This is a genomic window from Rhodococcus sp. 2G, assembly GCF_001886355.1.
GTDB lineage: Bacteria > Actinomycetota > Actinomycetes > Mycobacteriales > Mycobacteriaceae > Rhodococcus > Rhodococcus pyridinivorans.
In genome coordinates this window covers 1285742-1308281 of record NZ_CP018063.1, presented here as the reverse complement: position 1 = coordinate 1308281, position 22540 = coordinate 1285742, and the positions used below count along the sequence as shown (strand labels likewise).

19 protein-coding genes are annotated in these 22540 nt (G+C 68.3%); 3 read left to right on the top strand and 16 right to left on the bottom strand.

The window, feature by feature from the left end; all coding sequences use genetic code 11:
- Positions 1-14: 14 nt before the first annotated feature.
- The 3 genes from BO226_RS06155 to thyX all read right to left on the bottom strand — a co-directional run bounded on the left by BO226_RS06155 (position 15) and on the right by thyX (position 3564).
- Positions 15-1820 carry a ribonuclease J gene (locus BO226_RS06155; protein WP_071934817.1) on the bottom strand — a complete coding sequence of 602 codons (1806 nt, stop codon included), beginning with the start codon at positions 1818-1820 and terminating at the stop codon, positions 15-17.
- A complete protein-coding gene (gene dapA, locus BO226_RS06150; RefSeq protein WP_006551247.1) occupies positions 1820-2725 on the bottom strand; it encodes a 4-hydroxy-tetrahydrodipicolinate synthase in 906 nt (301 codons plus the stop codon). The genes BO226_RS06155 and dapA overlap by 1 nt, the downstream gene beginning before the upstream one ends.
- An 83-nt stretch (positions 2726-2808) precedes the next feature.
- Positions 2809-3564 carry an FAD-dependent thymidylate synthase gene (gene thyX / locus BO226_RS06145; RefSeq protein ID WP_024100675.1) on the bottom strand — a complete coding sequence of 252 codons (756 nt, stop codon included), beginning with the start codon at positions 3562-3564 and terminating at the stop codon, positions 2809-2811.
- 143 nt (positions 3565-3707) lie between these two features.
- Here thyX and BO226_RS06140 point away from each other — a divergent pair, with 143 nt between their 5' ends.
- Positions 3708-4307, top strand: coding sequence for a hypothetical protein (locus BO226_RS06140; RefSeq protein WP_006551249.1), 600 nt, complete (start codon positions 3708-3710; stop codon positions 4305-4307).
- Positions 4308-4364: 57 nt separating this feature from the next.
- A complete protein-coding gene (locus tag BO226_RS06135) occupies positions 4365-4805 on the top strand; it encodes an SRPBCC family protein (protein WP_006551250.1) in 441 nt (146 codons plus the stop codon).
- Positions 4806-4807: 2 nt separating this feature from the next.
- Here the strand turns inward: BO226_RS06135 and BO226_RS06130 are convergent, their stop codons facing one another.
- From BO226_RS06130 to BO226_RS06115, 4 genes are all read right to left on the bottom strand, one after another.
- The gene (locus BO226_RS06130) at positions 4808-5311 is read right to left on the bottom strand and encodes a flavodoxin family protein (protein WP_051424906.1); all 504 of its coding nucleotides are present in this window, start codon (positions 5309-5311) and stop codon (positions 4808-4810) included.
- A 64-nt stretch (positions 5312-5375) separates the two neighbouring features.
- Positions 5376-5855 carry a hypothetical protein gene (locus BO226_RS06125; RefSeq protein ID WP_071934816.1) on the bottom strand — a complete coding sequence of 160 codons (480 nt, stop codon included), beginning with the start codon at positions 5853-5855 and terminating at the stop codon, positions 5376-5378.
- Positions 5852-6607, bottom strand: a complete 756-nt coding sequence (dapB, locus tag BO226_RS06120; RefSeq protein WP_198040647.1) for a 4-hydroxy-tetrahydrodipicolinate reductase — start codon at positions 6605-6607, stop codon at positions 5852-5854. The genes BO226_RS06125 and dapB overlap by 4 nt, the downstream gene beginning before the upstream one ends.
- Before the next feature lie 85 nt (positions 6608-6692).
- Entirely contained in the window at positions 6693-7295 is a 603-nt protein-coding gene (locus BO226_RS06115) for a TetR/AcrR family transcriptional regulator (protein ID WP_064060421.1), read from the bottom strand.
- 50 nt (positions 7296-7345) lie between these two features.
- On the opposite strand from BO226_RS06115, the gene zapE reads away from it, so the two are divergent.
- Positions 7346-8398 carry a cell division protein ZapE gene (zapE, locus tag BO226_RS06110; RefSeq protein WP_006551255.1) on the top strand — a complete coding sequence of 351 codons (1053 nt, stop codon included), beginning with the start codon at positions 7346-7348 and terminating at the stop codon, positions 8396-8398.
- Here the strand turns inward: zapE and BO226_RS06105 are convergent.
- From BO226_RS06105 to BO226_RS06065, 9 genes are all read right to left on the bottom strand, one after another.
- Positions 8347-9684 (bottom strand): M16 family metallopeptidase, encoded by a 1338-nt coding sequence (locus BO226_RS06105; protein WP_071934815.1) that lies wholly within the window; start codon positions 9682-9684, stop codon positions 8347-8349. The two genes, zapE and BO226_RS06105, sit on opposite strands and share 52 nt — an antisense overlap.
- Positions 9685-9768: 84 nt before the next feature.
- Entirely contained in the window at positions 9769-10500 is a 732-nt protein-coding gene (gene narI, locus BO226_RS06100) for a respiratory nitrate reductase subunit gamma (protein WP_006551257.1), read from the bottom strand.
- Positions 10497-11162 carry a nitrate reductase molybdenum cofactor assembly chaperone gene (gene narJ, locus BO226_RS06095; protein WP_006551258.1) on the bottom strand — a complete coding sequence of 222 codons (666 nt, stop codon included), beginning with the start codon at positions 11160-11162 and terminating at the stop codon, positions 10497-10499. Before narJ ends, narI begins: the two co-directional genes overlap by 4 nt.
- On the bottom strand, positions 11159-12829 hold the full coding sequence (gene narH, locus BO226_RS06090) for a nitrate reductase subunit beta (RefSeq protein WP_071934814.1): 1671 nt from the start codon (positions 12827-12829) through the stop codon (positions 11159-11161). The genes narJ and narH overlap by 4 nt, the downstream gene beginning before the upstream one ends.
- Positions 12830-12854: 25 nt before the next feature.
- A complete protein-coding gene (locus BO226_RS06085) occupies positions 12855-16550 on the bottom strand; it encodes a nitrate reductase subunit alpha (RefSeq protein ID WP_071934813.1) in 3696 nt (1231 codons plus the stop codon).
- The gene (locus tag BO226_RS06080; protein ID WP_071934812.1) at positions 16547-17794 is read right to left on the bottom strand and encodes a nitrate/nitrite transporter; all 1248 of its coding nucleotides are present in this window, start codon (positions 17792-17794) and stop codon (positions 16547-16549) included. The genes BO226_RS06085 and BO226_RS06080 overlap by 4 nt, the downstream gene beginning before the upstream one ends.
- 192 nt (positions 17795-17986) lie before the next feature.
- A complete protein-coding gene (locus tag BO226_RS06075) occupies positions 17987-20272 on the bottom strand; it encodes a polyribonucleotide nucleotidyltransferase (RefSeq protein WP_071934811.1) in 2286 nt (761 codons plus the stop codon).
- Positions 20273-20596: 324 nt separating this feature from the next.
- Positions 20597-20866, bottom strand: coding sequence for a 30S ribosomal protein S15 (rpsO, locus tag BO226_RS06070; protein ID WP_006551263.1), 270 nt, complete (start codon positions 20864-20866; stop codon positions 20597-20599).
- Positions 20867-21543: 677 nt separating this feature from the next.
- Positions 21544-22512, bottom strand: coding sequence for a bifunctional riboflavin kinase/FAD synthetase (locus tag BO226_RS06065; protein WP_006551264.1), 969 nt, complete (start codon positions 22510-22512; stop codon positions 21544-21546).
- Positions 22513-22540: the final 28 nt, after the last annotated feature.

Here is a 22540-nt window from a genome sequence, read left to right as displayed (position 1 = left end):
CGCGCGGACCGCAATCAGGAGACCGGGATCACCGTGGGCACGATCATCGGGCGACGACGATAGGTCTCGGCGACCCAGCGGCCGACGACCCGGCGGATGCCCTGGGCGATGCGATGGGTCTCCGTGACCCCTTCGGCAGCGAGTTCGTTGAGCGCCTTGTCGACGAGCTGCGCCGCCTCGTCGAGTGCGTCCGGGTCGTCGGAGAAACCGCGACCGGAGACCTCCGGGGTGCTCACCGCACGGCCGGTCGCGGCGTCGACCGCGACTGAGATGGAGATGAAACCACCCTCGCCGAGGACGAGACGATCGGACAGCGTGGACTCGCCCACGTCGCCTACCGACAGGCCGTCGACGTAGACGTGACCGACCGGGACGCGCCCGACGATGTCCGCGAGTCCGTCGACCATGTCGACGACCACACCGTCCTCCGCGAGCACGATCCGCTCGCGGGGAACACCCGTGGCCTCGGCCAGTGCGGCGTTCGCCCGCAGGTGGCGCCACTCGCCATGGACGGGCATCGCGTTGGTGGGTCGCACCGCGTTGTAGAGATACAGCAGCTCGCCGGCCGACGCGTGACCGGAGACGTGCACCTTCGCGTTCTGCTGGGTGACGACCTTCGCGCCGCGCTTGGCCAGGCCGTTGACGACCGCGAACACGGAGTTCTCGTTGCCAGGGATCAGCGACGACGCGAGGACGACGAGGTCGTCGGCCCGGATGTTGATCTGCCGGTGCTCGCCGCGCGCCATCCGGGACAGCGCCGAGAGCGGTTCGCCCTGCGAACCGGTGGAGACCAGCACGACCCGGTCGTCGGGCAGGCTCGCGGCGGTGTCGATGTCGACCTCGAGGCCGTCGGGCACGTTCAGGTAGCCCAGATCCTGCGCGATCTGCATGTTGCGGACCATCGACCGGCCGACGAACGCCACACGCCGGTTGTAGCGCTCGGCGACGTCGACGATCTGCTGGATGCGGTGCACGTGGCTCGCGAAGGACGCGACGATCACCCGGTTGGCGGCCTTGCCGATGACGGTGTCGAGCACTCCGCCGATCTCGCGCTCCGGTGTGACGAAGCCGGGGACCTCGGCGTTCGTCGAGTCGACGAGGAACAGGTCGACACCCTCGTCGCCGAGGCGGGAGAAGCCCGCGAGGTCGGTGAGACGGTTGTCGAGCGGCAGCTGGTCGAGCTTGATGTCGCCGGTGTGCAGCACGATGCCCGCAGCGGTGCGGATCGCGACGGCGATCGCGTCCGGGATGGAGTGGTTGACCGCGAAGTACTCGCACTCGAACGGACCGTGCGAGGTGGTCTGCCCCTCGACGACCTCGACGAGGTTGGGACGCTGGCGGTGTTCGCGGCACTTCGCCGCGACGAGCGCCAGGGTGAACTTGGACCCGACGACCGGGATGTCGGGGCGCAGGCGCAGCAGGAACGGCACGGCACCGATGTGGTCCTCGTGGCCGTGGGTGAGGACGATCGCCTCGACGTCGTCCATCCGGTCCTCGATGTACCGGAAGTCGGGCAGGATCAGGTCGACGCCCGGCTGCTGGTCCTCGGGAAAGAGCACCCCGCAGTCGACGACGAGCAGCCGGCCCTGGTGCTCGAAGACCGTCATGTTGCGGCCGATCTCGCCGATACCGCCGAGCGCGACGACCCGCAGACCGTCGCGAGGAGCCTTCGGCGGCAGACCCAATCGCTCGGTGGGATCGACGATGCGGGCGTCCGGACGCTGGGGGTTCGCCGAGTTCTGCGCGACACGCCGCGGAACGCGGGCGGGCGGACCGGCGTTGCGGGTGGCGCGGCCCCGGCCGCGTGCGGGGCGGCTCATCACAGCACCCCCGCAGCCTGGAGATCCGCCGCGAGAGCGTCGATCTGCGCGGTCACCGGGGCGACCTGCGGCAGACGAGGCTCTCCGACGTCGATGCCGAGCAGCCGCAGGCCGGCCTTCGAGGCGCTCACGCCGCCCAGCCGAGCGACGGCGCGATAGATGGGCACCATCGACAGATTGATGCGGCGGGCGAGCTCGAGATCGCCGGCTTCGAAAGCGGTGTGCAGTTCGCGCAGGCGACCGGGCACGAGATGGCCGATGACGCTGACGAATCCGACGGCGCCGACGGACAGCCACGGCAGGTTCAGGGGGTCGTCGCCCGAGTAGAACTTCAGGTCGGTGGTACCGATCAGCTCGGCGCCCGCGTTCAGATCGCCCTTGGCGTCCTTCACCGCGACGATCCGCGGGTGCTCGGCGAGCAGACGCAGTGTGTCGGTCTCGATCGGCACGACGGATCGAGGTGGGATGTCGTAGAGCATGACCGGCAGATCGGTCGCGTCGGCCACCGCGACGAAGTGGGCGTAGAGGCCGGCCTGCGGGGGCCGCGAGTAGTACGGGGTCACCACGAGCAGGCCGTGCGCACCGGCTCGCGCGGCGTCGCGGGCGAGCTCGACGCTGTGGGCGGTGTCGTTGCTGCCGGCCCCGGCGATGATCTTGGCGCGGTCGCCGACGGATGCGAGCACGGCCCGCATCAGCTCCATCTTCTCGTTCTCGGTCGTCGTGGGCGATTCGCCGGTCGTACCGGCGAGAACCAGTGCGTCACAGCCACCGTCGACGAGGTAGTTCGCCAGACTCACGCCCGCATCCACGTCGAGCTTGCCATCGGCAGTGAACGGGGTCACCATCGCTGTGGCGACGGTGCCGAACGGAAGCTCGACAGCAGTTGCGGAATCACCGTTGGTCATGGTCAGAAGGCTACCGCGTGGCAAGGCCGGCTCGACACACGCCCGCCCCCCGAAGACGGATCACAGATCGGTGTAGCGGTCGATCAGAGGTCGGTCGCAAGCGTGGGAGCTGCGATCTCGCTGCCGTCGGCCAGCTTCGTGATCGCGAAGTCCGAGAACGCGTTCGGTGCGGCATCCGCGAGCTGACGCACACATTCGACGGCAAGACGCCGGATCTCGACGTCGGCATGTTCGGTCGCGCGCATGGCGACGAAGTGACGCCACGATCGGTAGTTTCCGGTGACGACGATGCGGGTCTCCGTGGCGTTGGGGAGCACCGCCCGGGCGGCCTCCCGGACCTGCTTGGCGCGCAACGGACCGGCGGGAAGATGCGAGAGCTTCTCGTCGAGCGCCGCCAACAGCGCCACATACGCCTCGCGGCTGCGCTCCGCGGCCGCGAAGAACAACTCCTCGAGTTCGGCATCGCCCGCAATCGCGGGCGGAACCACCACGGGCACCTCACCGTCGGCGACGAAACGCTGCGACAGCTGCGAGAACGAGAAGTGCCGGTGCCGGATCAGCTCGTGCGTGCACGAACGGGAGATGCCGGTGATGTAGAAGGTCGCCGTCGCGTGTTCGAGAACGGACAGGTGCCCCACGGTGAGCAGGTGACGGAGATATCCGCCGTTCGTCGCGGTGCGGGGGTTGGGCTTGGACCAGCTCTGGTAGCAGGCGCGACCGGCGAACTCGACGAGCGCTTCGCCGCCCTCGGCGTCGGTGTCCCAGTCGACGTCGTCGGGGACGTGGAACTCCGTCGTGGCGATGAGCCGGACCTTCGGAACGGCGGGTTCGGGCGCCATCGTCTCCTCCTCGCCTCGGTCGTCGGGCATCCTCCGGACGCGCCGTCTCTTCCATCCGCACACTAACGCGCCTCGACCTGCGACGATCGATGACATCACGATGACACCTTGCGTGACATCATCGGTGACGTCACACTGGCGTCATGGACATCGACAAGTACACGTCCGCCATCACGGACTCCGTGATCTCCGCAGCCGAACTCGGCGACGAGCAGACCCGCCGCACCGCCGCAGCCCTCGCGACCGCCATCGCCGCACCCGTCCGCCTCGCGGTCCTGGCAGCACTGTCCGACATGGCCAACGAGATCAGCGACGAACTCGGCGACCGCACCGTCACGGTGCGCCTCGACGGCACCGATGCCGTCCTCGCCGTCCACAGCGAACCCGCTCCCCCGCACGAGGATCCGACGCCGTCCTTCGAGGAGATGACGGGCGACATCAGCCGGGTCACCCTGCGCCTCGTCGAACAGATCAAGACCAAGGCCGAGGAAGCGGCGCAGCAGAGCGGAGTGTCACTCAACTCCTGGATGGCGCAGGCGGTACAGGGCGCCCTACGGGAGCAGATGCGCTATCAGCGCCGCGCCGACGAATGGCGCCGTCAGGGTGGCTGGGCGAAGCCCACCCCGCCCGCACCCACCGAGCCGCAGCCGTCCGACCCGAGCGACACCGCGGGCCCGGACGACGCCGCCGGCCGCAACGACACTGCGGGCCCCGACGACACGAACCCGCGCAGCGACGCGTAAGGCACCTCACCGCACGATAGAGTGCCGACGCACACAATCGGGCGACGCGGAGGGCGCATGGCAGTCAGCAGCACCAGGAGTTTCGACATCGACGCAACCCCGGAGCAGGTGATGGCCGCGCTCGCCGCGGTCGAACGCCTGCCCGAGTGGTCGTCGACCCACAAGTCCGTCACCGTCGAGTCCACCCACCCCGACGGACGACCCCACCGCGTACGGATGACCGTCTCGATCGTCGGCATCACCGACGAGCAGGTCGTCGAGTACTCCTGGAACGGCGACGGGTCGATGTCGTGGACCCTGGTGGAGAGCAGCCAGCAGCGCCAGCAGGACGGCGCCTACACCCTCACCGCCAAGGGATCCGGCACGACGGCCGAGTTCTCACTGACCATCGATCCGAAGGTCCCCATCCCCGGATTCCTCGTGCGGCGCGCCGAGAAGATGGCCCTCGAAACCGCCGGAAAGGGCCTCAAGTCGTTCACGGAGAAGAACTTCCGCTGACGTCAGATGTCACCGGCCGCGGTCGCCGCGACGATGGCGCCGAGCTCGTAGCACTGCTCGCGTACCTTCGCGTCGACCGGTCCGGTGATCTCGAGATCGGCAGCAGCCTGCACGAGACCCAACCCGGTGGTCAAGCGCCGAACCGACGCCACAGCGCCGGCTGTGTCGTTGTTCCCGTGCACCCACAGACCGTAGGGACGGCCGGCCACGGCATCGAGACACGGGTAGTAGACCGTGTCGAAGAAGTGCTTGAGCGCACCCGACATGTAACCGAAATTGGCTGTCGTGCCGAACAGGAAGCCGTCGGCGGCCAGCACATCGGGCACCGTGGCGCCCAGCGCGGGGACCACCCGGACTGTGACACCCGTGATCTCCGGGTCCCGCGCTCCCTCCAGGACGGCTTCGAGGATCTCGCGAGTCGGCGGCGAGGGGGTGTGATGCACCACCAGCACTGTGCGGGATCCGTCCTCGCGCCCTGCCTCGCCCGCCCCTGCCCGGTCTTCCACAGCCTCGTCCGTCACATCAGCAGGCTGCTGCACCATCTCGAGGTTGTCAAAGCCGCTCGCCGGTTCAGGAACCGGCGTGGCCGTCCCGTTCGAGCTTCTCGAGCGCAACGGCTCGGCGCATCGTCTCCCGCGCACGACTGCGGTCGCCCGCATAGTCGTAGGCGCGTGCGAGCCGGTAGGAGTTGCGCCAGTTGTCGGGGTCGGCTTCCCATTCCTGCTTCACGGTCGCGAACAGTTCGTCGGCGGCGTCCCGCTCGATCCGGCCCGACGGCATGCGAGGCAGATCGTCGATGTCGAGTTCGAGGCCTTCGTCGTGGATCCGCCGCGCGAGGTGCTGATGCTGCAGCCCTGCGCGGAGGGTCGCGTAGACGATCCAGGCTCCCACGATCGGGAGAATGAGGATGCCGATCCCGAGACCGATCGCCGCGACCTCACCGGACCGGACCAGTTCCAGGCCGGTGGAGCCGAGCAGAACGAAGTAGAACCCCAGCGCCACCACGATGAACGCAATGGGGACGAGGACCTTGAGCGAGCCGGTTCTCACAGGTCGAGGAGGGGATCGATTCCGACGGTCAGACCCGGTCGCTTACCGATCTCCCGCACACCGAGCAGCACGCCGGGAGCGAAGGAGGAACGGTCGATCGAGTCGTGCCGAATGGTAAGGGTCTCGCCCTGGGTGCCGAGCAGCACCTCCTGGTGAGCGACGAGGCCGGCGAGACGCACGGAGTGCACGCGGACACCGTCGACGTCACCGCCGCGCGCACCGTCGAGTTCGGTGGTGGTGGCGTCCGGGCTCGGAGCCACACCGGCCTCGGCGCGGGCCTGCGCGATCAGACGGGCGGTGCGGTAGGCGGTGCCGGACGGGGCGTCGGCCTTGTTCGGGTGGTGCAGCTCGATCACCTCGACGGAATCGAAGAACCGGGCGGCGGTCTGAGCGAAGCGCATCGACAGCACGGCACCGATCGCGAAGTTCGGCGCGATGAGCACGCCCACCTCGGGGCGGTCGGCGAGCCAGCTCCGCACGCGATCCAGCCGCTCGTCGTCGAAGCCGGTGGTTCCGACCACGGCGTGGATGCCGTTCTCGACGAGGAAGTGCAGGTTGTCCATGACGACGTCGGGGTGGGTGAAGTCGACGACCACCTGGGTCTGCGAGTTCACGAAGGCGTCGAGGCTGTCGCCCTTGTCGACGGTGGCGACGAGCTCGAGATCGGACGCGGCGTCGACGGCGGCGCAGATCGCCTGGCCGACCTTGCCGGCAGCACCGAGTACACCCACCCGAACCTGTGTTGCATCCACTTGCGTCGTCACGCCCTTTCGTTGCCGTCTCCCCCGGAAATCCTACGCAACCACCCGTAGACGTCCCGAGCGGGTCGAACGCCACCTACTGCTGCGCGCAGAGCGCGTCGAGCCACAGAGCGACCGCCGAACGGATCTCGTCGACGCACGCCGTGTCCGAATCCGAGGATGTATGGGCACGAGCGCCGTGGGTGCGGTCGAACAGAACTCCTTCGAGCAGGGTCACCAGATCGCGCCCCGCGGTCTCGGGGTCCGGCGCACCGAGCTCCCGCACGAGATCGGTGGCCGCGGAGATCGAGAACATGCAGGCCGCGAGCGCCTCGGCAGCCTCCGGTTCGAGGCGCGCGTCGGGCGCGAGCGCGTAGCGAGCCAGCACATCGGTGCGACGCACAGTGAGCAGGCGTTCGAGATAGCGCGCGATCAGGTCGGCAGGAGGGCTCGGGTCGCCGGTCGTGTCGTCGAACAGCGCGGCGAAATCCGCGCGCGACCGTTCGGCGAGGCGGGTGATCGCAGCCGAGACGAGCGCGTGGCGGGTGCGGAAGTAGTAGGAGGTCGATCCCTTCGGCAGGCCGAGGTGCACGTCGACGCCCGTGTGCGTCACCGCGTGGTTGCCACCGCGGGCGGCGAGTTCGAGGGCGGCATCGCTGATGGCCGTGCGCCGGGAGGGACGTTCGGGTGAAGTCGTCACTCTACGATGATAGAGTAACGGCCGTGAGGTTGCGCCGACGCAGAAACCGCATGTCGCCGAACACCGCCTCGTCGAACCCCGTCCCCCGCACGGTCTTCGAGGACGCCTCGCGCAGCCGGGGGTTCGTGCTCGATCCCGCGCAACACGACGCTGTCGAACAGCTGTGTCATCCCGAGCGCCCGAACGTCTACCTGTGGGGCCCACCCGGACGCGGCAAGAGCTGGCTCGCCGACGTGTACTTCTCGGCCTATCCCGGACGGAACAAGCTGCGCGTCCACTTCCACGAGTTCTTCCGCGACCTGCACGTCGAGCTGCGACGGCACCGCTTCGATCTCGACGCCGCACTCGATCACCTGATCGGCCGCGCCGAACTCGTGTGCTTCGACGAATTCCACGTCCACGATCCGGCGGACGGCACGTTCGTCGCCCGGCTGTTCCCCGCACTGCTCGCTCGCCGCACGCGTCTCGTCCTGACCTCAAACTATCCTCCACGCGACCTGCTCCCCAACCCGCTCTTCCACGACGGCTTCGTCCCGACGATCGAGCTCGTCGAGCGGAGCGCGACCATCGTCGCTCTGGACGGTCCGCGCGACCACCGGCTCGGCTCCGACCATGCGAAGGGATTCGCATCGGGGATCTGGGCCGTCTCCCCGTCCGATCCGCAGCTACGACGGCTCGGTCTCGAGCGGCCGGCACCGGTCGAACATCGGGTTCTGCGCCCGGCGGGGCGTCCGCTCCGCGCCCTACGGGCCGAGAAGGACTGTCTCTGGTTCGATTTCCGCGATCTCTGCGGGCATCCCACGGCTCCGGCCGACTATCTGGCGCTCGCGGCGGACCACTTGTTCTGGGTCGTCGACAAGATCCCGGATCTGACGACCGTGGGTCGCGAACCCGCGCAGCGGTTCGCCAATCTCGTGGATGTGCTCCACGACCGCGACGTGCGGGTCGTGTTCGTCTCGGAGGTCGCGGCGTCGGAACTCGCTGCCGCGGTGGGACCCGTCGCGCACGACATCGGACGCCTCCGGAGCCGACTGGCTCAGCTGAGGACGATTCAGGACACGAGCGCGCGCACCGACGCCGGAAGATCACGCGTGCGCCGGTAGGGGCCGGCGACGGCGACCGCGAACGGCCGGTGCAGCAGGTCGGCTGCCACGCTGCGCACCTCCTCGGTGGACACCGACGAGATGCGTTCGAGGGTCTCAGTGATGCCCCAGTGCTGCCCGTAGCTCAGTTCGCTGCGGCCGATCCGGTGCATGCGCGCCCCGGTGTCCTCGAGTCCGAGCACGAGACCGCCGCGCAGCGACCCCTTTGCGCGAGCGCATTCCGCGTCGGTGATGCCGTGTTCGGCCACGTCGGTGAGCACCTCACGGACCACCGCGGCGACCTCACCGAGATTGTCGGGCTGGCAGCCCGCGTACACGGAGAAGGCGCCGGTGTCGGCGAAGGTGTCGGTGCCGGAGTACACCGAGTAGGCCAGGCCCCGCTTCTCGCGCACCTCCTGGAACAGGCGCGAACTCAGCCCACCGCCGACGGCTGCGTTGAGCACCGACAGCGCCCAGCGACGCCCGTCGTGCCGGCCGAAGGACCGCACGCCGAGCGTCAGGTGCGCCTGCTCGTTGTCGCGCTCGACGATGCTCATCATCGGCGCAGTGCGCAGTTCGAGCCGTCCGTCGCGGCAGGGCGCAGGGGTGGCCGCGTAGTCCAGGTGACCGGCGAAGGCGCGGCGGGCCAGTTCGACGGTGTGCGCGTGGTCGACGTTGCCGGCGACCGCGACGACCATCCGCGGCGGGGTGTAGCGGCGCACATGGAACGAGTGCAGCTGGGTCCGGGTCATGGACTCGATCGACTCGACGGATCCGATGATCGGCCGGCCGATGGGGTGATCGCCGTACAGCGCGGTGAGCAGCGAGTCGCCGAGCAGATCCTCCGGATCGTCGTCGCGCATCGCGATCTCCTCGAGCACCACCTGACGCTCGACGTCGACGTCCGCGCTCAGGCACCGGCCGCGCAGGACGACGTCGGCGACGACGTCGACGGCGATCGGCAGGTCGTCGTCGAGGACGTGCGCGTAGAAGCAGGTGTGTTCCTTGCTGGTGAACGCGTTGAGCTCTCCCCCGATCCCGTCCATCGTCTCGGCGATGTCGAGAGCGGTACGCGTCGGGGTCGCCTTGAACAGCAGGTGCTCGAGGAAGTGGGCGGCGCCTGCGACCGACGGTTGTTCGTCGCGGGATCCGACACCGACCCACACGCCGACCGCCGCCGAGCGCACTCCCGGGACGTGCTCGGTGACGACCCGCACTCCCCCGGGGAGGACCGAGCGGCGGACGCCGGTGGCCGCGACGGGTGCGGGGGTCGAAGCGTCGTTCTTCACGTGGGAACTGGAAGCCATGGGGATCTTCGGTGGTCCTGACAAGGTCGGAGGGCGCGGAACATTTCACAGTACACCGGGACTGTCCCCCACCATCGGTCGCGCTCACCACCCCCGTCGTTGCGGTTGCGAACCCACGAGCCGGCCGGGACGTGCCTCCTCGCGGCTGCGGTAGACGATGTACGGCCGGAACAGGTATCCGACGGGGGCACTGAAGGCGTGGACCAGGCGGGTGAACGGCCATATCGCGAAGAGCACGAGGCCGATCAGCGCGTGCAGCTGGAAGCTGAACGGCGCCTCCACCATCAGGTCGCCGCGGGGTTGCAGGACCCAGATCGACCGGAACCACGGCGAGACGGTCTCCCGGTAGTTGTGTTCCTCGCCCACGACACCCGACCCCATCAGCGTGGTGGCGAGACCCGCCACGATCGCGGCGACGAGCACGACATACATGACCTTGTCGTTGAGAGTGGTGGCGCTGAAGACGGGACCGCGGGTGCGACGGCGATACACGAGCAGGGAGATGCCGACGAGCGTCGAGACACCCGCGATCGTGCCGAGCGTGATGGCCTGCACGTGATAGGCGTGCTGACTCAATCCCACGGCGTCGGTCCACGACTGCGGGATCACCAGGCCGATGACGTGGCCGACGATCACGACCAGGATCCCGAAGTGGAACATGGGGCTCGCGATGCGCAGCAACCGCGCCTCGTACAGCTGGGACGAACGGGTGGTCCATCCGAACTTGTCGTATCGGTACCGCCACCAGGTCCCCACCGCGACGATCGCGAGCGTCACGTACGGCACCACGTCCCAGAAGATCTCTCCTGCACTCATGATTCCGGAACTCCTCGCCGGGGCGGCACCGTCAGGGTGAAGGGCTGCAGACCGATCGACTCGCGGGGCGGTCCCGCCTGCGCGAGGCGCCGGGCCCGTTCCTCGTCCCGGTCGGTGACCGGCGGGAGCGTCGCGCACACGGCTGCGACGACCTGCGCGTACGGCGAGCCGGCCTCGTGCAGGGAGGTGTGCAGCACGTCGAGGGCCACCCGATACCGGGTGAGGAGTTCCTCGCCCGCGGCGGGATCCACGGTGGCCGCGAATTCGAGGACGACCGGCAGATGGTCGGGTGATTCGTGGGCGGGCGGCTCGACGCCCGCGGCGCGGTAGGCACTCGCGAAGGCGTGCATCTCGGCGCCGCGATTCCGGGTGTCGCCCGCGGTCCAGTAGGTCAGGTACATCGTCGAGCGTCGCCGCAGGTCGAAGGTCTCGACGTACCGCTGGGCCAGGACGAGCAGATCCGGTTCGTCCAGTGCGCGGATCGCCGTCCCCAGCATGTCCTGCTCGGGACCGGTGATGTGGTCGACAAGCTGCCCGGCGACGTCCAGTCGTCCGGCGTGTCCGGCGTCGGGATAGGCGAGCAGCAGCGACGCGGCCTGACGGACGAGGCGACGGTGCAGGGCGCGATCGACGCCGGCGCGCCGTGGACGCAGCAGTCTCATGGCTTCTCCCCCCTCGTGTCGTGACCGCCCGGGAACATGCCCGTCGGTACGCCCTTGCCGTCCCAGTTCAGGAGGTTCACCCGCGACGGGTTCGACGCGTTCGCCGCCATCCCCTCACTGGTCTGCCGCTGTGCGAGGGCGTGGAAGGTCTCGACCGCCACCGGGACCGGGACGCCGCTGGCCTCCCCGAACGGACCCGACTCGTACATGCCGGGGCCACCTTCGTAGGACAGCGCGCAGTCCGTCGCCGACTCCTCGAGCCGATGCCCTTCGGCCGCGTAGGCGGTCGGGATGACGTACCGCTCGTCGTACTTGGCGAGCGCGAGGAGCCGGTACATCTCGTAGATCCGTTCCTCGGTCATGCCGACGGCCTCGGGGATCTCGGGGCGGGTCTCGCGGCCGAGATTGATGTCGCGCATGTAGGAGCGCATCGCGGCGAGTCGTCGCAACACCGCCTCGACCGTCGCGGTGTCCCCGGCGGTGAACAGTTCCGCGAGGTACGCGATGGGGATGCGCAGGGCGTCGAGGGCGCCGAACAGGTTACCGATGTCCTCGCCGTCGTGTCCCTCCCGGCTGACGGCGTCGACGACCGGTGACAGCGGTGGCACGTACCAGACCATCGGCATCGTCCGGTATTCCGGATGCAGCGGCAACGCGACCCGGTAAGTGCTGATCAGGTCGTAGACCGGGGACCGTTGCGCGGCCTCGATCCACTCGTCGGAGATGCCCTCGGCGCGGGCGCCGGCGATCACCTCGGGGTCACGGGGGTCGAGCAGCAGGCCGCGTTGCGCCTCGTACAGGTCGGTGTCGTTCTCCACCGATGCCGCCTCCAGGACCCGATCGACGTCGTAGAGGACCAGACCGATGTACCGGAGCCTGCCCACGCACGTCTCCGAACACACGGTCGGCAGCCCCACCTCGACCCGCGGGTAGCAGAAGGTGCACTTCTCGGCCTTCCCGGTCTTGTGGTTGAAGTACACCTTCTTGTACGGGCATCCGGACACGCACATCCGCCAGCCGCGGCACCGGTCCTGGTCGACGAGGACGATGCCGTCCTCCGACCGCTTGTACATCGCGCCGGACGGACACGACGCCACACACGACGGGTTGAGGCAGTGCTCGCAGATCCGCGGCAGGTAGAACATGAAGGTCTGCTCGAACTCGAGCTTGACCCGGTCGCCGACCTTCTTCAGGATCGGGTCGTCGGGCACGATCGCCGGTGAGCCACCGAGGTTGTCGTCCCAGTTCGCCGACCATTCCACCTTCATCGGTTCACCGGAGATGAGGCTGCGCGGCGAGGCCACCGGGACGTGGTCGCCGAGCGGGGCGTTCGTCAGGTTGTCGTAGTCGTAGGTCCACGGTTCGTAGTAGTCGTGGATCGACGGCATCTTCGGGTTCGAGAAGATGCGGGCGAGTTTCGCGAGGCGTCCACCGTCGCGGAGACGCAGCCGTCCCTTGGTATCCCGGACCCAGCCACCGCGCCAGCGTTCCTGGTCCTCGTAGGTGCGCGGATAGCCCTGGCCCGGGCGGGTTTCGACGTTGTTGAACCACACGTACTCGGTGCCCGACCGGTTGGTCCACGCCTGTTTGCAGGTCACCGAGCAGGTGTGGCATCCAATGCACTTGTCGAGGTTCATCACCATCGCGAGTTGTGCCATGACCTTCACGATCGCCTCGCTTCCTGCTCACGCATCAGTAGACGACCTCCTGGGATCGGCGACGCACGATCGTCACCTCGTCGCGCTGGTTGCCCGTCGGGCCGAGATAGTTGAACGCGTAGGCCGTCTGCGCGTATCCACCGGCCAGGTGGCTCGGCTTGATGAGGATGCGGGTCAGCGAATTGTGGATGCCGCCGCGGCGTCCGGTGGTCTCGCTGCGCGGGACATCGATGACGCGGTCCTGGGCATGGTAGACGAACACCACCCCTTCGGGCATCCGGTGCGAGACGATCGCCCGGCACACCACGACACCGTTGCGGTTGACGGCCTCGACCCAGTCGTTGTCGCTCACCGAGATCTTTGCGGCGTCGGCCGGCGACATCCACATCGTCGGCCCACCCCGGGACAGCGACAGCATGAACAGGTTGTCCTGATATTCCGAGTGGATCGACCACTTCGAGTGCGGGGTCAGGTATCTCACCGTCAGACCGACACCGTCGCCGGAGCCGACCGCCTGTTCGCCGAACAACCGCGACATGTCGAGTGGGGGCCGGTAGACCGGGAGCTGCTCCCCGAGCTCTTCGAGCCAGTCGTGGTCGACGTAGAAGTGCATCCGGCCCGTCAACGTGTGGAACGGTTTCAGCTCCTCGATGTTCATCGTGAACGGCGCGTACCGGCGACCTCCCGTTTCGCTCCCCGACCATTCCGGGCTCGTGATGACCGGTACGGGACGGGCCTGGGTGTCGGCGTAGGTGATCCGCCGTTCCTCGCTGCCCTCCGCGAGGTGCACGAGTCGCCGTCCGGTGCGTTTCTCCAGTTCACGGAAACCCTCGACGGCGAGCCTGCCGTTGGACGTGCCCGACAGCGCGAGGATCGTGTCGGCCATGCGTTCGGCGGTGGTGATCGCCGGACGTCCCTGTCCGGCACCGGAATCCATCACGCCGAATCTCTGTGCCAGTTCGGCGACCTCACGGTCCGGCCGGGTCACGACGCCCTTGGTGTTCAACCCGAGGGACTCGACGAGCGGACCGAGCGTCGCCCACTTCTCCGCGATCGCACCGTAGTCCCGTTCGACGACGGTGAGCGGACCCATCGTCCTCCCCGGAACCGGCACCTCGCCGGTCGAGCGCCAGTCCCGCTCGGTGCCGGACGGATACGCCATCGCTGCGGGCGTGTCGTGCTGCAGTGTCCCCATCACGATGTCGGTGCGGGTTCCCAGGTGGGTCCCGGCGAGCGTGCTGAAGGTCTGCGCGATGGCGCCGAAAGCGTCGTAGTCCGAACGGGTTTCCCAGGGCGGATCGACCGCTGCGGTGAAGGCGTGGATGTAGGGGTGCATGTCGGTGCTCGACAGGTCGCCCTTCTCGTACCAGGTCGCGGCGGGCAGGACGATGTCGGAGAACAATGTTGTCGAGGTCATGCGGAAGTCGATCGACATGAGCAGGTCGAGTTTTCCTTCGGGCAGGTCGTCGGGCCACGCCACCTCACCGGGCCGCAGGCCGGGGGCGGTCGGCTCGGCCTGCACGTTGGAATCGGTGCCGAGCAGGTGCCGCAGGAAATACTCGTTGCCCTTGCTGGACGAGCCGAGCAGGTTCGACCGCCACACGCTGAGCACGCGCGGCCAGTTCCGCGGGTCGTCGGGGTCGGTCACCGACAGTTTCAGTTCACCCGAGGCGAGTTGCTGCGCGACGTGCTGCGGGATCTCCCGTCCCGCCGCCCGTGCCTGTTCGGCAATCTCGTGGGTGTTGCGGTCGAACTGGGGATAGAAGGGTGTCCAGCCCATGGCGACCGCGGACGCCATGACGTCCATCGTGTGCTTGTCGCGGAAACGACCTCGTCCCAGCGGACTGGCCAGCGCGTCGGCACGGTAACCGTCGTAGCGCCACTGGTCGGTGTGCACGTACCAGTAGGAGGTGCCGGCCATCTGGCGAGGTGGGCGAGACCAGTCCGTCCCCATCGCCATGGCCGCCCATCCCGTGACGGGACGGCACTTCTCCTGGCCGACGTAGTGCGCCCACCCGCCTCCGTTGCGTCCCATGCAGCCGGTGAGCATGAGCAGCGCAAGTACGGCGCGATAGGTCGCGTCGCCGTGGAACCACTGGCAGATGCCGGCCCCCATGATGATCATCGAACGCCCGCCCGACTCCTCGGCGTTGCGGGCGAACTCCGTCGCGATCCGGATCGCCTGGGCCGCGGGCACTCCGGTGAGGGCCTCCTGCCAGGCCGGGGTGTACGGCGAGCCCGGGTCGTCGTACCCGCTCGGCCACCGCCCGGGCAGGTCGAGCTCCGGACGGTTCACCCCGTACTGCGCGAGCATCAGGTCGAAGACGGTGCACACGAGGTGGTCCCCGATCCGACGGACCGGCACGCCCCGTTCGATGCTTTCACCGTGCCCGTCGACGGTGTCGAAGCTCGGCAGGTACACCGCCGCGGTCTCGCCCGCTCCCCCGCCGCCGGGCGCGACCGTCAATGTCGGGACGAGGTCGCCGAGTTCGAGATTCCACTTTCCGATGCCGTCGTCGCCGTAGCGGAAGCCGAGGGAGCCCGGGGGTACGACGACGGTGTCGGTCGCACCGTCGACGAAGACCGGTTTGAAGGCCGCGTTCTCGACGCTGTGCCCGAGATCGGCGGCGGTGAGGTTCTTGCCCGGCACGAGTCTTCCGTCGCGTTCCTCGACCCGCACGAGGAAGGGCAGGTCGGTGTACCGGCGCACGTAGTCGACGAAGAACGGCACGCGCTGCCGCACATAGAACTCGGTGAGGAGCACGTGGCCCATCGCCATCGCCAGGGCACCGTCGGTACCGGCCGCGCACGCCATCCACTCGTCGGCGAACTTGGTGTTGTCGGCGTAGTCCGGACTCACCGAGACGACCTTGGTGCCGCGGTAGCGGACCTCCGTCATCCAGTGCGCGTCCGGGGTGCGGGTGACGGGCACGTTCGAACCCCACATCATCAGGTAGGAGGCGTCCCACCAGTCCCCGGACTCGGGTACGTCGGTCTGATCGCCGAAGACCTGCGGCGACGCCACCGGTAGGTCGGCGTACCAGTCGTAGAACGACGTCATCACGCCGCCGAGCAGTTCGACGAACCGCGATCCGGCGGCGAAGGAGACCATCGACATGGCGGGGATCGGCGAGAAGCCGGCCACCCGGTCGGGTCCGTACTCCTTGATGGTGTGGACGTGCGCGGCGGCGATCATCTCGGTGGCCTCGGCCCACGTGACGCGCACCAGTCCGCCCTTGCCGCGGGCACGCTGGTAGCGGCGGCGCCGTTCGGGATCGTTCTGGACGTCGGCCCAGGCGAGCACCGGATCGCCGAGTCGCTGCCGCGCCTCCCGGTACATCTCGACGAGCAGCCCGCGCGCGTACGGATAGCGCACGCGCGTCGGCGAGTAGGTGTACCAGGAGAAGGCCGCGCCGCGCGGGCATCCGCGCGGTTCGTACTCAGGACGGTCGGGACCGACTGTCGGATAGTCGGTTTCCTGGGTCTCCCAGGTGATGATGCCGTCCTTGACGTAGATCTTCCACGAGCACGAGCCGGTGCAGTTCACCCCGTGGGTCGAGCGGACGACCTTGTCGTGGCTCCAGCGGTCCCGGTAGAAGATGTCGCCCTCGCGGCCACCGCGCCGCGTGACCGTGCGTGTGTCGTCGGACTGCTCGCCGGAGGTGAAGAACCGTCCGCTGCGCACGAGCAGTTCCTCGATCCGGTTCCCGACTCCGGCGGTGTCCGTCACGGCTTCTCCTCACGTACGTCGCGGGTTCCGGATCGTGCGACAGGGGGCGGTTCATGGGCGTGCAGCCGAAATGCGGTGTAGAACAGGCACACCAGTGCCGTCGCCGCGAGCAGGAGCAGACCGACGGTGTAGTCGTTGCCTTCGGCGTCGTAGGTCGCGCCCATCACCAGTGGCGGGAAGTAGCCGCCGAGCCCACCGGCAGCGGCGACGATGCCGGTGACACTGCCCACCGCGTGCGCCGGGGCGCGGCGCGCCACCCACGCGAACACACCGCCGGTGCCGATGCCGAGGAAGATCGCCATTGTGATGAATGTCAGCGCCGACCACAGGTCGGGCGGGGGCTGGAAGGTCGCGATCACCGCCATCACGGCGGTGCCGGTGAACGAGACCAGGACCACGTATTTCGGCGGCACCCGGTCCGACAGCGCTCCGCCCACGGGCCGGGCGAGGACCGCGGCGAGCGCGAAACCCGCCGTGCGCGTACCGGCGTCGACGGCGGAGAAGCCGTAGATCGTCTTGATGTAGGTGGGCAGATAGTTGCTGAACGCCACGAATCCGCCGAACACGACCGCGTACAGGAACGACATCTCCCAGGTCACACCGAGTTTCGCCGCGGCTGTCAGTTTGGGCAGCACCGGGTCGGTGTTGGGACGGAAATCGGGAGCATTGCGCATCACCAGGATGCACACCACGGCGGTCACGGCGAGGGCGGCCGCCACGACGATGTGGGTGGGCACCAGCCCGAACCAGTTCACGAAACGCGGGGTGAAGAAGGCCGACAGGGCCGTGCCCACCATGCCCGCCCCGAACACGCCGGTCGCGAAGCCGCGGCGGGCGGGTTCGTACCAGTTGTTGGCGAACGGAATCCCGACCGCGAAGATCGTGCCGGCGATGCCGAGGAAGAACCCGCAGACCAGGAGCAGCGGATAGGAGCCGGCCTCGGCGGCGAATCCGACCGCGACGACGGGAACGATCGACGACAGCGAGACGGCGATGAACATCGCCCGTCCGCCGTACCGGTCCGTCATCGCCCCGACCGCGATGCGGCCGAGGGAGCCCACGAGGATCGGCGTGGCCACCAGCATCGACGCTTCCGTGCTGCTGAGCGACATGTCGGTGGCGTAGGTCGTCGACAGCGGCCCGATCATGTTCCAGGCCCAGAAGTTGATGGCGGACACCCAGGTTGCCAGAGCCAGATTCGCTCCGCGCAACCTCCCGAGATCCGTCTGCGTGGCCGTTCTCACATACTCAGGGAACCATTCCCGGGCGCGGTCCGGACCCGGTTCGGCGGAACCTCACCCGGATGACGTCCGGCCGTTGCACCCCGGTAACCATGGTCTGCCGGAAACGACGCACCCGTGGTGCCCGACCGGATGTCGGGCGCCACGGGTGCGGGGTTCACGCGCCCACCGGGAACCGGCAGGCGGGTGGGGTGATCAGGACTCGGCGTTCTCGCCGGTCGCAGCGGCCTCGGCCGACTCGTCCTCGACGGGGACGAGGCTGATCTTGCCGCGGTTGTCGATGTCGGCGATCTCGACGCGGATCTTCGAACCGACGTTCACGACGTCCTCGACCTTGGCGATGCGCTTGCCGTTGCCGAGCTTGCTGATGTGCACCAGGCCGTCGCGGCCGGGGAGCAGGGAGACGAACGCTCCGAACGCCGTGGTCTTGACCACGGTGCCGAGGAAGCGCTCGCCGACCTTCGGCAGCTGCGGGTTGGCGATGGCGTTGATCTTGTCGATCGCGGCCTGCGCGGACGGGCCGTCCGCTGCACCGACGTAGACGGTGCCGTCATCTTCGATGGAGATGTTGGCGCCGGTCTCCTCGGTGATCGAGTTGATCATCTTGCCCTTGGGGCCGATGACCTCACCGATCTTGTCCACCGGGACCTTGATGGTGGTGATTCGCGGAGCGAATTCGCTCATCTCGTCGGGCGTGTCGATGGCCTCGGCCATGACCTCGAGGATCGTGGCGCGGGCATCGTGGGCCTGCGAGAGCGCACCGGCGAGGACCTGCGACGGGATACCGTCGAGTTTGGTGTCGAGCTGCAGGGCGGTCACGAAGTCCTTCGTGCCGGCGACCTTGAAGTCCATGTCGCCGAACGCGTCCTCCGCACCGAGGATGTCGGTGAGGGCGACGTAGCGGGTCTCGCGGGTGCCGTCCTCGAGCTCGACCTCGTCGGAGACCAGGCCCATGGCGATACCGGCGACCGGGGCCTTGAGCGGCACACCGGCGTTGAGCATCGACAGCGTCGAGGCGCAGACCGAACCCATGGACGTCGAGCCGTTCGAGCCGAGGGCCTCGGAGACCTGACGGATGGCGTAGGGGAACTCCTCCTGGCTCGGCAGAACCGGGATGAGCGCGCGCTCTGCGAGGGCACCGTGGCCGATCTCGCGACGCTTCGGCGAGCCGACGCGACCGGTCTCACCGGTGGAGTACGGAGGGAAGTTGTAGTGGTGCATGTAGCGCTTGCTGGTCTCGGGACCGAGCGAGTCGACCTGCTGCGCCATCTTCACCATGTCGAGCGTGGTGACACCCATGATCTGGGTCTCGCCGCGCTCGAACAGCGCCGAACCGTGGGCGCGGGGAACGATCGCGACCTCGGCGGAGAGGGCACGGATGTCGGTGACACCGCGGCCGTCGATGCGGAACTGGTCGCGCAGGATGCGCTGGCGCACGAGCTTCTTGGTCAATGAGCGGAAGGCAGCGCCGATCTCCTTCTCGCGACCCTCGAAGTTCGGAGCGACCTGCTCGAGCACCTCGACCTTGATCTCGTCGGTGCGGTCGTCGCGCTCCTGCTTGCCGGCGATGGTGAGCGCCTCGGCGAGCTTCTCCGACGCGGCGGACTCGACCGCGGTGTAGACGTCGTCCTGGTAGGGCGGGAACAGCGGGAACTCACCGGTGGGCTTCGCGGAGGCGGCGGCGAGCTGCTGCTGCGCGATGCACAGGCGGGCGATGAACGGCTTCGCCGCCTCGAGGCCCTCGGCCACGACGGACTCGGTGGGCGCCTGGGCGCCACCGTCGACGAGCGCGATGACGTTCTCGGTCGCCTCGGCCTCGACCATCATGATCGCGACGTCCGCGGTGTCGGGGTTGTCTCCCCCACCGACGATGCGACCGGCGACGACCATGTCGAAGACGGCGTTCTCGAGCTGCTCGACGGTCGGGAACGCGACCCACTGGCCCGACTTGTTGTCGTCGGAGACGATGAGCGCGACACGCACGCCACCGACCGGGCCGGAGAACGGCAGGCCGGCGAGCTGGGTGGAGGCCGACGCGGCGTTGATCGCGACGACGTCGTAGAGGTCGTTCGGGTTCAGGCTCAGAACCGTGACGACGACCTGGATCTCGTTGCGCAGACCGTCGACGAAGGACGGGCGCAGCGGCCGGTCGATCAGACGGCAGGTCAGGATCGCGTCGGTGGAGGGGCGTCCCTCCCGACGGAAGAACGAGCCGGGGATGCGACCCGCGGCGTACATGCGCTCCTCGACGTCCACCGTCAACGGGAAGAAGTCGAACTGGTCCTTGGGCTGCTTCGAGGCGCTGGTGGCCGAGAGCAGCATGGTCTCGTCGTCGAGATAGGCGACGACCGAACCGGCGGCCTGGCGTGCGAGGCGGCCGGTCTCGAAACGGATGGTGCGGGTGCCGTAGGCACCGTTGTCGAGCGTTGCGGTGGTCTCGTAGACCCCTTCGTCGATCTCGACTGCGGTAGTGCTTGTCATCTGTATGTCTTCTCTTCCCTCTTCGTCTTCGCCGTACCCGCGCGGGCGCCGCGACCCCCGTGGCCACGGCTGCGCACCGACTCACGGAGGCGGTCGTCGATCGAAACCCTCCGGCGGATTCGGGATACGACACCCGACGGGACCGGAAGGTCACTACCGAGGACCGACACCGTCGGTGCATACGGATCATCACCATTGGAGGCGATGGAAGTCGCCGGCCGAACCGGCACAAACACCGACAGCCAACGAGGCCCAGTGTAGTGGGTACCCCGTCGGCTGCCGGAAAAGATCAGCGAATGCAGATCAGGTCGTGTCCTGTCCGCGTCAGCGACGCAGACCCAGACGCTGGATGAGCGAGCGGTAACGCTCGACGTCGACCTTCTCGACGTACTTCAGCAGGCGGCGACGACGACCGACCAGCAGCAGCAGGCCGCGGCGGGAGTGGTGGTCGTGCTTGTGCTGCTTGAGGTGCTCGGTGAGGTCCACGATGCGCTTGGTGAGCAGTGCCACCTGCGCCTCGGGGGAGCCGGTGTCGGTCTCGTGGAGGCCGTACTCGCCGAGGATCTGCTTCTTCTGTTCGGTGGTCAGAGCCACTGGGTCACTCCTGTACAACTGACGTCCGCGTGACGGTAGACGAACCGGAGTCCGCCCGGTACGGCCACCGCGAACCGCAGCGCGCACCGACGGTCCAGCCTATCAGAGCCGACTTCTGCCGCCGAACCGCGATCGGGTTCAGCGCCGGCCGGCACCCGCGCGGCCCACCGCGGCCGACACCTCGGCGAAAACCTGGTCGAGCAACTCGACGTACCGGTCGATGTCGCGGTCGGGACGGAGGTCGTCCCGTGCCGGGGCCAGGACGGTGACCGCCGAGCGCCACGGGTACCGCCGCGTACTCCGAGGGCAGATCCTCCCCGCGCTCGCGGTAGTAGCGCTCGATCGCGAGCGACACCGTCGTCGACGGCGAGGTCGGCCTTCACCCAGTAGGGATAGTCCAGTGAGCCCGGCGCGTCGGCGATCCGACGTGCCAGAGCACTGACCAGGTGCATGCGGGAGGCGAAGAACGACAGAATCGACTCGCGGTCCGGGGTGCGCCCCCGGTCCTCGGAGAAGACGGCGGACAAGACCTTTTTCGTACCGAACTCGCAGTTGCGTTCGTTCGGACGACACCGGACGGTCGACGGACACCCACGTCACTCGAGAGTCGGTGTCACTCGAAGTCGGTGTCACTCGAAGTCGGTGTCACTCGAAGTCGGTGTCACTCGAAGTCGGTGTCACTGGGGAGTCTTCGTGAGAACCTCTCGCGCCCGTTCGGCGTCGCGGTGCATCGCGGAGATCAACGCTTCCACGGAATCGAACTTCTCCATGCCCCGCAGCCGCTCGACGAAGTCGACCGCCACGTGCTGGCCGTAGAGATCGGCCTTCTCGTCGAGGACGAACGCCTCCACCGTGCGCTTGCGTCCGGAGAAGGTCGGATTGGTGCCCACCGACACGGCTGCGAGGTAGCGCTGACCAGCCGTGAGTCCCTCGACGGGAGAACCGGAGTCGAGCACTGTGAACCAGGCCGCGTACACGCCGTCGGCGGGGATCGCCGCGTAGATCGGCGGTGCGACGTTGGCGGTCGGGAATCCGAGTCCGCGACCGCGACCGTCGCCGTGCACGACCACGCCTTCGACCCGGTGCGGGCGACCGAGTGCGTCCGCGGCCGCAACGACGTCCCCGGCGTCGACGCACGAACGAATGTAGGTCGACGAGAACGTCACGGCGTGCTCGGCGACCAGCGTGAGCCCCTGCACCGCGAACCCGAAACGCTCACCGATCGAGCGCAGCATGTCGACGGTGCCGGCCGCCTTCTTTCCGAAGGTGAAGTTCTCCCCCACGACCACCTCGGCCACGTGCAGTCGCTCGACGAGGATCTCGTGGGCGTACCGCTCCGGCGAGAGCTTCATGAATTCCGGGGTGAACGGCATGACGCAGAAAACGTCGATACCGAGTTCCTCGGCGAGCTCGGCGCGTCGCGCGAGGGTGGTCAGCTGCGCCGGGTGGCTGCCCGGGCGGACCACTTCCATGGGGTGGGGATCGAAGGTCATGAGCACGGCGGCCACTCCGCGTGCCCGCGCGGCCTCGACGGCACGCGCTATGAGCTGCTGATGGCCGCGGTGTACGCCGTCGAACACGCCGATCGTGAGTACACACCGACCCCAGTCCGCAGGAATTTCGTCCAGACCTCGCCATCTCTGCACATCGGCAGCCTACGGCCCGTGAGCGGGT